The organism is Variovorax boronicumulans (assembly GCF_009811375.1).
Classification (GTDB): domain Bacteria; phylum Pseudomonadota; class Gammaproteobacteria; order Burkholderiales; family Burkholderiaceae_C; genus Variovorax; species Variovorax boronicumulans.
Map to the genome: position 1 here is coordinate 1,902,571 of NZ_BKDH01000001.1, position 14,218 is coordinate 1,916,788.

The following is a 14,218-nucleotide window of genomic DNA, read 5'->3' on the forward strand; positions in this document are numbered from 1 at the left end:
CGGTCAGGGGGCGGAGGACGAGGCCGCGGGCGCCGTGGCCGCGGACGGCGCCGGCACCTGGGCCTCGGCGGGCACCGGCGGCGGCGTGAGGCTGCTTGGTGCTGACGCCGCCGGAGTGACGACGGTGCTGGCCGGCACGGCGGTGCGTTCCACGGCGGCAGGTGGCGTCGCCGGCGAACTCACGACGATGGCCGCCGGCGGCAGCACGGGCGTGGGCGGCGTGGCCGGCACGATCCGGGGCGTGTGCTGCCCGGGCGGCGTGACGGCCGGCACGGGCACGAGCTTCTGCGACGAGACCGGGCGCACCGGCAGGGCGGCGCCGCGGGGCTTGGGCGGGGCACTCTCGGCGAGCTTGCGTTTTTCTTCTTCGCTCAGTGCCTGGTACTGCTCCCACTTGAGCTTGCGCTCGTCGGCAGGCACGCGCTTGACCTCGGCGAAATTCAGGCGGGCCTGGGCGCGCTGCTGGTTGCTCAGCGCCGCCCATTCGATCATGCGGCTGTGCAGCGTGACCTGGTCGTCGGCGGGCATGTTCGCGTAGTTGCGCGACAAGGCCAGCCACTTGCGCTTTTGGCCGGCGTTTAGCGTGTTCCAGTGCGAAGCCAGCGGCTTCAGGGCGTGCTGCTGCTCGTTGCTCAGTTCGTTCCACAGGGGCTTGGTCGTGGCAACGGCCTTAGGGCTTGCCGCGCCATTGGTGGCTGCGGCGTGCGTGGCGGGCTTGGCGGTTTCGGGCAGCGTCTGTGCATCGGCCAGCGTCAGGCCGAAGGCAGCGGCTGCCAGCGCACCCGCCCAAACGACGGCGCCCGCCGGGAGCGGGCGCAACGGAAGCAGGGCTTTCGCACGGGAAACGGAGCGGCGTCGCATTCGGTCGGGCAAGGTGTTCAGTCGGAGGCGCTGTCGGACTTCAGGAATTGGGCGAAGCCGGGATCGGTGTAGGCGGCGGGCGGCAGGTCGCCCGTCAGCAGGGCCGAGTCGACCTCGGCGAGTTCGCTGGCGCGGTCGTCGTCCTGCAGCACGCTGATGGTGATCAGGCCGGCCACCAGGGCGATCAGGGGCACCACGGAACCGATGCGGGTCCACCAGCTGCCGCCCAACGTGACCGTGTGGCCCGACTGGACCGCGACGGGCGCCGTGCGCAGCTGCGGCGCCTGCTTGCGCGCGGCCACGGCCTGCGAACGGGCAACGCGCAGACGCTCGCTGATGTCGTGCGGCAAGGCTTGATTGCCGTCCGACAGCCGGGCCGCCAGCCGTTGGCCGAAGCGGTCTTCTGCTGCGCTGGATTGAGAGGTTGGAACCTTAGTGTTCATAGCGATATTCCCTTGGCCTTGAGCGCCTTGCTCAGAGCGTGGACAGCTCGCGAACAATGGGTTTTGACGCTGCCCTCGGAGCAGCCCATTGCGGCGGCCGTCTCTGCGACGTCCATTTCCTCCCAGTAACGCATCAGGAAAGCCTCGCGTTGACGGCCGGGCAAAGCCGCGATCTGTTCTTCGATTTCGTGAAAGACCTGACTGCGGCGGGTGGTGTCTTCGGCGCTCTCCGATTCTCTGGAGTCGGTTGGCGAGACGAAGTTCTCCAGCAGGTCGAAATCTTCGCCGTTGTCGGCCGGTTCGAAGTCGCTCAGATTGGAAAAAAGCGCGCGGCGGGTCTTCTGGCGGCGGAACCAGTCGAGCGTGCAGTTCGACAGGATGCGCTGGAACAGCATCGGCAGTTCCTCGGCAGGCTTGTCGCCGTAGTGCTGGGCCAGCTTCATCATGCTGTCCTGCACGATGTCCAAGGCCGCTTCTTCGTCCCGCACGTGATAGACCGAGCGCTTGAAGGCCCGTCGTTCGACGTTTTTCAGGAAGTCGGAGAGTTCGTGTTCAGTAGCCAAATGAGAGGGGGCGGCGGGACGCGCCGCGTGGGGAGGATGTTTGGCGAACGCTCATGTTTTTATGCCGCGGATTATGCCTTTGTGCCAAGACAGGGCACCTGAAGCGAGTCTGAACGCGCCGGTAGTGTCATAATCCGCCTTGCAAGTCAAAAGGCAAACGGGTCACGGTCCGGCGGAACATCAGTCCGCTCATGGCTTTGGCCTCAAGTCCTGGCGCGGCCCCACAAGGGCTGGCAAGGGGCACCCAAGGTTTTTCGTTCCCGAAAAAACACAAAGGTTGATCATGGAAATCTCGAAGGCGGAACTCGCTTCCGCAGCAGCCGCGTCCTCTGGCGCCGGCAACACCACGCAAGAACTCATGGGCGCTGAAGTGCTGGTCAAGGCACTGCAGGCCGAAGGCGTCCAGTACATCTGGGGCTACCCGGGCGGCGCGGTTCTCTACATCTACGACGCGTTCTACAAGCAGGACACCATCCAGCACGTGCTGGTGCGCCACGAACAGGCCGCCGTGCACGCTGCCGACGGCTATGCGCGCGCCACCGGCGAAGTCGGCGTGGCACTGGTCACCTCCGGCCCCGGCCTGACCAATGCGGTCACCGGCATCGCGACGGCGTACATGGACTCGATCCCGATGGTGATCATTTCCGGTCAGGTGCCGACGGCCGCCATCGGCCTCGACGCCTTCCAGGAATGCGACACGGTCGGCATCACGCGCCCCATCGTCAAGCACAATTTCCTCGTCAAGGATCCGAAGGATCTGGCCATGACGATGAAGAAGGCCTTCCATATCGCGCGCAGCGGCCGTCCCGGCCCCGTGGTGGTGGACGTGCCGAAGGACGTTTCCTTCAAGAAGATTCCGTATAGCGGCTATCCCGACAAGGTCGAGATGCGCTCGTACAACCCGGTGCGCAAGGGCCACGGCGGGCAGATCCGCAAGGCGTTGCAACTGCTGCTGGCGGCCAAGCGCCCCTACATCTACACCGGCGGCGGCGTGCTCCTGGGCAATGCCACGAACGAGCTGCGCACGCTGGTCGACATGCTGGGGTACCCCGTCACGAACACGCTGATGGGCCTGGGCGCCTATCCGGCGAGCGACCGCAAGTTCCTGGGCATGCTGGGCATGCACGGCACCATCGAAGCCAACAACGCGATGCAGAACTGCGACGTGCTGCTGGCCGTGGGCGCGCGCTTCGACGACCGCGTGATCGGCAATCCGAAGCACTTCGCGCAGAACGAACGCAAGATCATCCACGTCGACATCGACCCGTCGAGCATCTCCAAGCGCGTGAAGGTCGACATCCCGATCGTCGGCGACGTGAAGGACGTGCTCACCGAACTCATCTCGATGATCCGCGAGAGCACCACCAAGCCTGACGCCGGCGCGCTGGCCGATTGGTGGAAAACCATCGAAAGCTGGCGCTCGCGCGACTGCCTTAAGTACGACCGCGACAACAAGGACGTGATCAAGCCGCAGTTCGTGGTCGAGACCCTCTGGAACATGACCAAGGACGCCGACACGTACATCACGTCGGACGTCGGCCAGCACCAGATGTGGGCCGCCCAGTACTACCGCTTCGACGAGCCGCGCCGCTGGATCAATTCGGGCGGCCTGGGCACCATGGGCGTGGGCATTCCCTACGCCATGGGCATCAAGCTCGCCAAGCCCGATTCGGAAGTGTTCACCATCACCGGCGAAGGCTCGGTGCAGATGTGCATCCAGGAGCTCTCGACCTGCCTGCAGTACAACACGCCGATCAAGATCTGCTCGCTCAACAACCGCTACCTGGGCATGGTGCGCCAGTGGCAGGAGATCGAATACTCCGGCCGCTACAGCCACAGCTACATGGACGCGCTGCCCAACTTCGTGAAGCTCGCCGAGGCCTATGGCCACGTCGGCATGCTGATCGAGCGTCCACAAGACGTGGAGCCGGCGCTGCGCGAGGCGCGCAAGCTCAAGGACCGCACGGTGTTCATGGATTTCCGTACCGACCCCACCGAGAACGTGTTCCCGATGGTCAAGGCCGGCATGGGCATCACCGAGATGCTGCTGGGTTCCGAAGATCTTTGATCCGGAACATTCGTTCGTTCAACCTTTACTGACGAATCTATTGCCCGCCAAGCCCGCGCATTACCGTGCACGGGGGAGGGCGGCGAAAGCGAAAGCTTCCGCGTAGGCGAAAAGAGGAGTCACGCCAACATGAAACACATCATTGCAGTGCTGCTGGAAAACGAGCCGGGTGCTCTTTCCCGCGTGGTGGGCCTGTTCTCGGCCCGTGGCTACAACATCGAATCGCTGACCGTGGCGCCGACCGAGGACGCAAGCCTCTCGCGCATGACCATCGTCACCAACGGCTCGGACGACGTGATCGAGCAGATCACCAAGCACCTGAACCGCCTCATCGAGGTCGTGAAGGTGGTCGATCTGACCGAAGGCGCCTACACCGAGCGCGAGCTCATGATGGTGAAGGTGCGTGCGGTGGGCAAGGAACGCGAGGAAATGATGCGCATGGCGGAAATCTTCCGTGGCCGCATCATCGACGTGACCGACAAGAGCTACACCATCGAGCTGACTGGCGACCACGGCAAGAACGACGCTTTCCTGGAAGCGATCGACCGCGGCGCCATCCTCGAGACGGTGCGCACCGGCGCCAGCGGCATCGGGCGCGGCGAACGCATCCTGCGGGTCTGACACCATGATTCGGAGCTCAGTCGCTGCCCGTTCGGGCTGAGCTTGTCGAAGCCTCCGCGCGAGCGGGGACTGCATTGAGCCCTTCGACAGGCTCAGGACGAACGGCACAACAACACACTGCAACTCGCTTATCTATCTGGAGAACATCATGAAGGTTTATTACGACAAGGACGCGGACCTCAGCCTCATCAAGGGCAAGACGGTTGCCATCATCGGCTACGGCTCGCAAGGTCACGCACACGCGCAGAACCTGAACGACAGCGGCGTCAAGGTCGTGGTCGGCCTGCGCAAGGGCGGCGCTTCGTGGGACAAGGTCGGCAAGGCCGGCCTGCAGGTCGCTGAAGTCGCTGATGCCGTGAAGTCGGCCGACGTCGTCATGATCCTGCTGCCCGACGAGCAGATCGCCGCCGTCTACAAGAACGACGTGGCCCCGAACATCAAGGAAGGCGCTTCGCTCGTCTTCGCGCACGGCTTCAACGTGCACTACGGTTTCGTGCAGCCGCGCGCCGACCTCGACGTGTGGATGGTCGCTCCCAAGGCTCCGGGCCACACCGTGCGCGGCACGTACACGCAAGGTGGCGGCGTGCCGCACCTGATCGCGGTGCACCAGGACAAGAGCGGCAAGGCGCGTGACCTCGCGCTGAGCTACGCCACCGCCAACGGCGGCGGCAAGGCCGGCATCATCGAGACCAACTTCCGCGAAGAAACCGAGACCGACCTCTTCGGCGAGCAAGCGGTTCTGTGCGGCGGCACGGTCGAGCTGATCAAGGCTGGTTTCGAAACGCTGGTGGAAGCCGGCTACGCGCCCGAAATGGCGTACTTCGAATGCCTGCACGAGCTGAAGCTGATCGTCGACCTGATCTATGAAGGCGGCATCGCCAACATGAACTACTCGATCTCGAACAACGCCGAATACGGCGAGTACGTCACGGGCCCGCGCATCGTGACCGACGAGACCAAGAAAGCCATGAAGAAGGTCCTGCAGGACATCCAGACCGGCGAATACGCCAAGAGCTTCGTGCTCGAAGCCGCTGCCGGCCAGCCGGTGCTGATCAGCCGCCGTCGCCTGAACGCTGAGCATCAGATCGAAGTCGTCGGCGAAAAGCTGCGCGCGATGATGCCCTGGATCAAGAAGAACAAGCTGGTCGACCAGACCCGCAACTGATCTTCAGAGGCAAGAGCCAGCAGGGTGCTACGGCACCCTGTTTCGGAGGGCCACCCGTCGCGGTGGCCCTTTTGTTTGAAGGGGAGCGCACGGGTCCCCTGAACTACACTGCGAAGCATGCGATTCACAGACCAAGATGCTATCGAATGGATAGCTGATCGGGCAGTTCCCACGAGGGACGGAGGCCATTTCAATGCATGACGACACCGTCCCCGACGACGCGCAACCGCGCAAGCGTCGCAAGGGCATCTACATCCTGCCGAACCTGTTCACGCTGGCGGCGTTGTTCGGCGGCTTCTACTCGGTCGTGATGGCCATGAACGCGCGCTTCGACCTCGCGGCGCTCGGCGTGTTCGCCGCGATGATCCTCGACAGCCTCGACGGCCGCGTTGCGCGCATGACCAACACGCAGAGCGCGTTCGGCGAGCAGATGGACTCGCTGTCCGACATGGTGTCGTTCGGTGCGGCGCCGGCGCTCATCGCTTACGAATGGTCGCTCAAGGGGCTGGGACGCTGGGGCTGGATTGCCGCCTTCGTGTACTGCGCCTGCGCGGCACTGCGGCTCGCCCGCTTCAACGTCAACACGGGCGTGGTCGACAAGCGCTGGTTCCAGGGCCTGCCGTCGCCAGCGGCTGCTGCGCTCGTGGCCGGCTTCATCTGGCTCATGACCGAGTGGGGCAAGCGCGGCGGCGAGGTGCTGTACCTCTCGTGGACGCAGATCACGTGGATCACTTTCGCGTTCACGCTCTATGCCGGACTCTCGATGGTCACCAATGCGCCGTTCTACAGCTTCAAGGACGTCCAGATGAAGAAGAGCGTGCCTTTCGTCGTGATCGTGCTGATCGCGCTGGGCATCGCGGTCATCAACATCCATCCGCCGACGGTGCTGTTCAGCCTCTTCGTGGCCTATGGCCTGAGCGGCTACGTGGTGTACGCGTGGCGCAAGGCCAAGGGCCAGCCGGTGAGCGTGATCAGCACCTCGACCGAAGAGCCGGACGAGCGGGGGCTGCACAACTGAAGAAGCCCCGGGCCTTCACAGGCCCGCGAAGGCTGTGCTACATTCGCAACCCTCATGACCAAGATTTCGCTGCTGGCCCTACTAGCCCTCCCTCACGGGCGGAGACGGTAGCGCACGCGCTAATCCCTCATCACGGCCCGTTCGCACCAGCAACGGGCCGTTTGTCTTTTGGGGTTGCTGGTTGAGTTCCAACCATCACAGAGAAATCGACATGCTCAAGCAACCTCAAGCCAAATACCGCGCATTCGCCCCGATCGGTCTCAAGGACCGCACCTGGCCCGATGCCGTGCTGACCAAGGCCCCGATCTGGCTGTCGACGGACCTGCGCGATGGCAACCAGGCCTTGGTCGAACCCATGGACATCGCGCGCAAGATGCGCATGTTCGAAACCCTCGTGGCCATCGGCTTCAAGGAAATCGAAGTCGGCTTTCCCTCGGCGTCGCAGGTCGAATTCGACTTCGTGCGCAAGCTCATCGAGGAAGACCGCATTCCCGACGACGTGACGATCCAGGTGCTCACGCAGGCGCGCGACCACCTCATCGAACGCACTTTCGAAGCGTTGCAGGGCGCGCCGCGCGCCATCGTGCACCTCTACAACGCCGTCGCGCCCGTGATGCGCCGCGTGGTGCTCGGCATGGACGAAGACCAGATCGTCGAACTCGCGAGCAGCCATGCCCGCATGTTCAACGACTTCGCCGCAAAGCTGCCGAACACGAAGTGGACCTTCCAGTACTCGCCCGAAATGTTCTCGGGCACCGACGTGGTCTTCTCCAAGCGCGTGGTCGATGCGGTCACCGACGTCTGGGCCCCGACGCCCGAGCGCAAGTGCATCGTCAACCTGCCCACCACGGTGGAGCATTCCACGCCGAACATCTTCGCGGACATGATCGAGTGGATGCACCGCAACCTCGCGCGCCGTGATTCCATCGTGCTGTGCGTGCATCCGCACAACGACCGCGGCACCGGCACCGCAGCCGGCGAACTGGCCTTGATGGCCGGCGCAGAGCGCATCGAAGGCTGCCTTTTCGGCAACGGCGAGCGCACCGGCAACCTCGACCTCGTGAACGTCGCGCTCAATCTCTACACGCAAGGCGTCTCGCCCGAACTCGACTTCTCGAGCATCGACGAGATCCGCGCCACGGTCGAGCACTGCAACCAGATTCCCGTGCACCCGCGCCATCCGTACGTCGGTGACCTCGTCTACACCTCGTTCTCGGGCTCGCACCAGGACGCGATCAAGAAGGCCTTCGCCGTGCGCAAGGACGGCGACATCTGGGACATTCCGTACCTCCCCATCGACCCGAAGGACGTAGGCCGCAGCTACGAAGCCGTGATCCGCGTGAACAGCCAGTCGGGCAAGGGCGGCATGGCCTACTTGCTTGAGAGCGAGTACGGCCTCGAGATGCCGCGCCGCCTGCAGATGGAATTCATGCAGGTCGTGCAGCGTGTGATGGACGTGGGCGGCAAGGAGCTCACCGCTGCCGACCTCTGGCAGATCTTCGTGAACGAATACGGCATCGAGACCGCCAAGGCCCTGCAGCACCGCGTGATCCAGGAAGAAGGCGAGGGCGCCGAGGCCACCGTGGTGCTGCGCGGCGACTTGCCGTGGGACGGTGAAACGCGTGCCATCGAGGGACGCGGCAACGGCCCGATCGACGCCTTCACGCAGGCGCTGAGCCAGGCCACCGGCCACACGGTGCGCGTCATGGACTATCACCAGCACGCCATCGGCGCGGGCGCCGACGCCAAGTCGGTGGCCTACCTCGAGCTGCGCGTGGACGAGTCGCAGACCCTGTTCGGCGTCGGCATCGACGCGAACGTGATCTCGGCCTCGCTGAAGGCGATCGTGTCGGGCGTGCAGCGGGCCAGGGGCCGGGGCGCGCGCAGCGCACAATCGGTGGCTGAAGTCGCCTGACGCACCGGCACCAGCCGCATGCGCAAGGTGGGAACGAACCAAGGAGATCCACGATGACCGACCAACTCATTATTTTCGACACCACCTTGCGCGACGGCGAACAGTCGCCCGGCGCCTCGATGACGCGCGACGAAAAATTGCGCATCGCCAAGCTGCTGGAGCGGCTCAGGGTCGACGTCATCGAAGCCGGTTTTCCGGCCAGCTCGAACGGCGACTTCGAGGCCGTGAAGGCCATCGCCAACGCGATCAAGGACTCGACGGTGTGCGGCCTGTCGCGCGCCAACGACCGCGACATCGCACGCGCGGCCGAAGCCTTGAAGGGCGCGGCGCGCGGGCGCATCCACACCTTCATCGCGACCTCGCCGCTGCACATGGAAAAGAAGCTGCGCATGTCGCCCGACGAGGTGCATGAGCAGGCCAAGCTGGCCGTGCGCTTCGCGCGCAACCAGATCGCCGACGTCGAGTTCAGCCCCGAAGACGGCTACCGCAGCGACCCCGACTTCTTGTGCCGCGTGCTCGAGACCGTGATCAACGAGGGCGCGACCACCATCAACGTGCCCGACACCGTCGGCTACGCCATTCCCGAGCTGTACGGCAACTTCATCAAGATGCTGCGCGAGCGCATTCCCAACAGCGACAAGGCGATCTGGTCGGTGCATTGCCACAACGACCTGGGCATGGCCGTGGCGAATTCGCTGGCCGGCGTGAAGATCGGCGGCGCGCGCCAGGTCGAGTGCACGATCAATGGTCTGGGCGAGCGCGCGGGCAACTGCTCGCTCGAAGAAGTGGTCATGGCCGTGAAGACGCGCAGAGACTACTTCGGGCTCGACCTGAACATCGACACCCAGCACATCGTGGCCGCCAGCCGCATGGTGAGCCAGACCACCGGCTTCGTGGTGCAGCCCAACAAGGCCGTGGTGGGCGCCAACGCGTTCGCGCACGCCTCCGGCATCCACCAGGACGGCGTGCTCAAGGCGCGCGACACCTACGAGATCATGCGGGCCGAAGACGTGGGCTGGACCGCCAACAAGATCGTGCTGGGCAAGCTCAGCGGCCGCAACGCCTTCAAGCAGCGCCTGCAGGACCTGGGCGTGACGATGGAAAGCGAAACCGAGGTCAACGCCGCGTTCGCGCGTTTCAAGGAGCTGGCCGACCGCAAGTCCGAAATTTTCGACGAGGACATCTTGGCGCTGGTCAGCGCGGAAGAGCTGTCGCACGTTGGTGAACAGTTTGCTTTCGTTTCTCTCTCCCAGCACAGCGAAACCGGCGAGCGGCCCCAGGCCAGGATCGTGTTCACGGTCCAGGGCAAGGAAGTCACCAGCGAATCCGACGGCAACGGGCCGGTCGATGCGTCCCTCAAGGCCATCGAGGCCCATGTCAAGAGCGGCGCCGAGATGGTTCTTTACTCTGTAAACGCCATCAGTGGCTCGACGGAAAGCCAGGGAGAAGTTACAGTCCGGTTACAAAACGCAGGGCGGGTGGTCAACGGTGTGGGTGCAGACCCCGACATCGTGGTCGCTTCGGCAAAGGCTTATTTGAGTGCGCTCAACAAGTTGCAGAGCCAAGCTGAGAGAGTGGCGGCACAAGGTTAGGTTTTCAGGCGTTCCTTGGTATTCGAATGAAGAAGAGGATGCAAGTAACTGATATTGCGTGTCTTTTTTGATTTCGATACACTGCGGTCCTCGTTTGTTGCCGCTGGAGATTTATTGATGCCTGAAACCCGTCTACGTCGAGTTTCCATCCAGCGGTTCCTACCCGCCTTCAAGTTCCTCGCCGTGGCGCTGTGCGCTTCGGCGTTTTTGCTGCCTGGCGCCCAGGCCGCGAAGAAGGAAAAACCCGCTGCCGCCAAGTCCGCCGTCGCCAAGAAGGCGAAGGCGCCCGCCGAAACCAAGCAGCGCAATGCCTCCGCGTCCAAGGTGGCACGCGGCGGTCGCACCGAGCAGGCCGACAAGGTCGTGCGCGGCGGCCGCAACGTCGTGGCCACCATCCACAAGAAGAACGGCAAGACGGTCGTCGCCGTGCAGCGACGCTCGGTGGTGCGCGTCGAGACGCCAGCCCGCCAGTCCTTCGGCCAGATGGCCGGCCTGCACAGCACCGACGACGCGCTCGACCTGAAGTCGAGCGTCGCCCTGGTGATCGACCAGGACACCCACGAGGTGCTGTTCAGCAAGAACGACCACGCCGTGCTGCCCATCGCCTCGCTCACCAAGCTCATGACCGGCCTGCTGATCAGCGAGGCCCACCTGCCGAACGACGAGCTCATCACCATCACGCAAGACGACGTCGACACCGAAAAGGGCAGCCGTTCGCGCCTGACCGTCGGTACCACGCTGTCGCGCGGCGAGCTGCTGCACCTGGCGCTGATGTCCAGCGAGAACCGCGCGGCGCACGCGCTGGGCCGAACCTACCCGGGCGGTCTCACGACCTTCGTGAGCATCATGAATGCCAAGGCCCGCATGCTCGGCATGAAGGACACGCGCTACGTGGAGCCCACGGGCCTGTCGAGCCGTAACCAGTCGAGCGCGCAAGACTTGGCGCTGCTGGTCAACGCCGCCTATTCGGACGCCACCGTGCGTTCGCTGTCCACGTCGCCGGAATACCAGGTCGAAGTCGGCAACCGCGTGCTGCAGTTCAACACCACCAACCGCCTTGTGAAGAGCCCGGAATGGGACATCGGCCTGCAGAAGACCGGCTACATCTCCGAAGCCGGCCAGTGCCTCGTGATGCAGGCCAAGGTGGCCGGGCGCAAGCTGATCATGGTGTTCCTGGATTCGGCCGGCAAGTTCAGCCGCATCGCCGACGCCGAGCGGGTTCGCCGCTGGGTCGAGGCCACGCATGCTGTGTCGGGGCCGCGCGGCTTCCAGGTCGCTGGCTGAGATTGATTGAGTGGGGAGGCCGTCCAGCGGCCTGCCTGCTGCTCTCTTGTAGGGCCCACCGGCCGACTCGCCGGGAAGAAGAGAAAAGACAGAGTCGAAAGCAAACGGGCGCTCAGGCGCCCGTTGTCACGTTCGCACCCGACGCAGGCGTTGCAGCCATGCCGTCCTTGAAGCCCAGCGCGCCCGAGATTTCGTTGGCGGTTGCCTGCAGCTTGGGCAGCCAGCCTTCGTCGAGGCGATCCGCCGGGGCCGAGATCGACAGGCCCGCCACCAGCTTGCCCTGGTCGTCGTAGATGCCGGCGGCCATGCAGCGCACGCCCAGCTCCAGCTCTTCGTTGTCGCGCGCGATGCCGTACTGGCGCGCCTTCGACAGCTCGCGCTCGAGCGCGGGCAGCTGGGTGATGCTGTTGCGGGTATGGCCGGCCAGGCCGGTGCGCGTGGCGTAGCTGCGCACGCGCTGCGGATCGTCGGCGGCCAGGAACAGCTTGCCCGTCGAAGTCAGGTGCAGGGCGGCACGGCCGCCGATGGCGCGCACCACCTGCATGCCCGAGCGTTCGCTGTAGGCGCGCTCGATGTACACGATCTCGTCGCCCTGGCGCATGCTGAGGTTGACCGGCTGCTGCGTGAGCTTGTGCAGCTCGCGCATCGGCCCCAGGGCCGCGTCGCGCACGTTCAGCCGGCCCTTGACCAGGTTGCCAAGCTCCAGCAGGCGCATGCCGAGGCGGTAGCTGCCGGCTTCCGGGCGGTCGACGAAGCGGCCGACCGCGAGGTCATTGAGGATGCGGTGCGTGGTCGACGGGTGCAGCCCCGTCTTTTCGCTGATTTCCTTCAGCGAGATCGCTTCTTCGCGCGAGGCCAGGACATCGATCAGCGAGAACATGCGCTCGATGACCTGGATGACGGGAGTGGCGGGAACGTCGGATAGGTTTTTTCTCATGGCGCAATGCGGTGATGACCGTGCGCCATTTTACCTTGTGAAATCGCTCGGTGCCTGCCAGTGGCCGTCCACCAACACTTCGTGCGGGGAAAAGCGGGCCTTGTAGTGCATCTTGGGGCTGCGCTCGATCCAGTAGCCCAGGTAGACGTGCGGCAGCCCCAGCTTGCGGGCTTGCTCGATCTGCCACAGCACGCTGTAGGTGCCGTAGCCGGCGCCGTCCTCGGGCTCGTAGAAGGTGTAGACGGCCGAGATGCCGTCGCTGAGCACGTCGAGGATCGACACCATCTTCAGCGCGCCGGGGCTGCCGTCGGGCAGGGTTTCGCGGAACTCGACCAGCCGCGAGTTGACGCGGCTTTGCAGCAGGAACTGCGTGTACTGGTCGATGCTGTCGTGGTCCATGCCGCCGCCCGAGTGGCGGCCGGTCTGGTAGCGCAGGTAGAGCTGGTAGTGCTCGGGCACGAAGCACAGTTTGAGCACGCGCGCCTGCAGGTCGGCGTGCTGTTTGGCGGTGCGGCGCTGGCTGCGGTTCGGCTTGAAGCTGTGCGCCAGCACGCGCAGCGGGATGCAGGCGCGGCAGCCGTCGCAATAGGGCCGGTAGGTGAACATGCCGCTGCGCCGGAAGCCGCTGAGCACCAGGTCGGAGTAGGCGTCGTTGTGGATCAGGTGGCTGGGCGTGGCCACCTGCGAGCGGGCCTGGCGATCCGGCAGGTAGCTGCAGGGATAGGGCGCCGTCGCGTAGAACTGCAGCGTGTGAAGCGGAAGATCCTTGAGGTGCGTCACGTCACGTCACGTCGAAAGAAAAGGTCGCTCGGAAAGGAGTTCGGACCAGTATACGGGGTCGAATTGCCACTGCGGGCCCTCCTGTTTTCGGGCCTGGGCCACGTGTGCGACGAAGCGCGCGCGCGGCATTTCGCGGGCGCCGAGGCTGGCCAGGTGCGCGGTGTTCTGCTGGCAGTCGATCATCGCGATGCCGGCGCGGCGGCACAGCGCGACCAGGCCGGCCAGCGCGATCTTCGAGGCATCCGGGCGGCGCGTGAACATCGACTCGCCGAACACGGCCCGGCCCAGCGCCACGCAGTAGAGCCCGCCCGCCAACTCGCCATCGATCCAGGTTTCGACGCTGTGTGCGTGCCCGGCGCGGTGCAATTGCGTATAGGCCTTCACCATGTCCGGCACGATCCAGGTGCCCGACTGGCCGGCTCGCGCCGACTGCGAACACGCCTGGATCACCGTTCCAAAATCGTGATCGATGCGCAGCTCGCAGCCGGGTGTCGCGGCAAAACGGCTCAGGGTCTTGCGCAGCGAGCGATGCAGCCGGAAGTTGTCCACCCGCAGCACCATGCGCGGGTCGGGGCTCCACCAAAGGATGGGCTGGTCGTCGCTGAACCAGGGGAAGACGCAGCGGCTGTAGGCCTGCATCAGAGTATCGACATCGAGCGAGCCGCCGGCCGCCAGCAGGCCGGGCACGGGGTCCCGTTCGTCCCACGCCGAAGCGGGGTCGGGCAGTGCATCTCCGGGTTCGAGCCAAGGCAGTTGTCGCATGGATGCAGGTATACACGGCTTCTCGAAAACGCAAGCCAGTTGAGGGAAAATCCCGCTCACACGGGAACAGTCCACAAGGCTGCGGCCCTGGTGCCACCGCCGATGGCACGCGAGACAACCCCACAAGACCCGTCGAAAAACCTATAGTGCACAGCTTGCTTTCGCAGTACCACAGCGGATCCGGCAGGCATGTGCAGGGCGCCGGGGAT

General features: G+C 64.8%; 13 protein-coding genes. 7 read left to right on the top strand and 6 right to left on the bottom strand.

Translation table 11 applies throughout. From position 1 onward, the window contains the following. Positions 1-3: 3 nt before the first annotated feature. Genes VHAB30_RS08615 through VHAB30_RS08625 form a run of 3 tightly spaced genes read right to left on the bottom strand, consistent with a single transcriptional unit; the run spans position 4 to position 1,867 of the window. Complete coding sequence (locus VHAB30_RS08615; protein ID WP_235926520.1) at positions 4-819, bottom strand: DUF3106 domain-containing protein; 816 nt, start codon at positions 817-819, stop codon at positions 4-6. A 59-nt stretch (positions 820-878) separates the two neighbouring features. Next, complete coding sequence (locus tag VHAB30_RS08620; RefSeq protein WP_062478060.1) at positions 879-1,304, bottom strand: DUF3619 family protein; 426 nt, start codon at positions 1,302-1,304, stop codon at positions 879-881. Next, positions 1,301-1,867, bottom strand: a complete 567-nt coding sequence (locus tag VHAB30_RS08625) for an RNA polymerase sigma factor (RefSeq protein ID WP_062478063.1) — start codon at positions 1,865-1,867, stop codon at positions 1,301-1,303. Before VHAB30_RS08625 ends, VHAB30_RS08620 begins: the two co-directional genes overlap by 4 nt. Positions 1,868-2,150: 283 nt before the next feature. Here VHAB30_RS08625 and VHAB30_RS08630 point away from each other — a divergent pair, with 283 nt between their 5' ends. The 7 genes from VHAB30_RS08630 to VHAB30_RS08660 all read left to right on the top strand — a co-directional run bounded on the left by VHAB30_RS08630 (position 2,151) and on the right by VHAB30_RS08660 (position 11,530). Then, positions 2,151-3,935, top strand: coding sequence for an acetolactate synthase 3 catalytic subunit (locus VHAB30_RS08630; protein WP_062478065.1), 1,785 nt, complete (start codon positions 2,151-2,153; stop codon positions 3,933-3,935). Between the two features lie 129 nt (positions 3,936-4,064). Continuing rightward, entirely contained in the window at positions 4,065-4,556 is a 492-nt protein-coding gene (gene ilvN, locus VHAB30_RS08635) for an acetolactate synthase small subunit (RefSeq protein ID WP_062478068.1), read from the top strand. A gap of 148 nt (positions 4,557-4,704) precedes the next feature. After that, complete coding sequence (gene ilvC, locus VHAB30_RS08640) at positions 4,705-5,721, top strand: ketol-acid reductoisomerase (protein ID WP_062478069.1); 1,017 nt, start codon at positions 4,705-4,707, stop codon at positions 5,719-5,721. 193 nt (positions 5,722-5,914) lie between these two features. After that, a complete protein-coding gene (pssA, locus tag VHAB30_RS08645; protein WP_159276663.1) occupies positions 5,915-6,739 on the top strand; it encodes a CDP-diacylglycerol--serine O-phosphatidyltransferase in 825 nt (274 codons plus the stop codon). 211 nt (positions 6,740-6,950) lie between these two features. Next, positions 6,951-8,654 (top strand): 2-isopropylmalate synthase, encoded by a 1,704-nt coding sequence (gene leuA, locus VHAB30_RS08650; protein ID WP_159276665.1) that lies wholly within the window; start codon positions 6,951-6,953, stop codon positions 8,652-8,654. A gap of 53 nt (positions 8,655-8,707) precedes the next feature. Next, positions 8,708-10,246, top strand: coding sequence for a 2-isopropylmalate synthase (locus VHAB30_RS08655; protein ID WP_159276667.1), 1,539 nt, complete (start codon positions 8,708-8,710; stop codon positions 10,244-10,246). A 117-nt stretch (positions 10,247-10,363) separates the two neighbouring features. Then, positions 10,364-11,530 carry a serine hydrolase gene (locus VHAB30_RS08660; RefSeq protein ID WP_070060914.1) on the top strand — a complete coding sequence of 389 codons (1,167 nt, stop codon included), beginning with the start codon at positions 10,364-10,366 and terminating at the stop codon, positions 11,528-11,530. A 112-nt stretch (positions 11,531-11,642) separates the two neighbouring features. Here VHAB30_RS08660 and VHAB30_RS08665 read toward each other — a convergent pair whose 3' ends face one another. The 3 genes from VHAB30_RS08665 to aat are packed head-to-tail and all read right to left on the bottom strand — an operon-like array spanning position 11,643 to position 14,009. Continuing rightward, the gene (locus VHAB30_RS08665; RefSeq protein WP_070060913.1) at positions 11,643-12,467 is read right to left on the bottom strand and encodes an IclR family transcriptional regulator; all 825 of its coding nucleotides are present in this window, start codon (positions 12,465-12,467) and stop codon (positions 11,643-11,645) included. A gap of 30 nt (positions 12,468-12,497) precedes the next feature. After that, positions 12,498-13,247, bottom strand: a complete 750-nt coding sequence (locus VHAB30_RS08670; protein WP_062478083.1) for an arginyltransferase — start codon at positions 13,245-13,247, stop codon at positions 12,498-12,500. A gap of 6 nt (positions 13,248-13,253) precedes the next feature. Then, complete coding sequence (gene aat / locus VHAB30_RS08675) at positions 13,254-14,009, bottom strand: leucyl/phenylalanyl-tRNA--protein transferase (RefSeq protein ID WP_070060912.1); 756 nt, start codon at positions 14,007-14,009, stop codon at positions 13,254-13,256. Positions 14,010-14,218 lie beyond the last annotated feature (209 nt).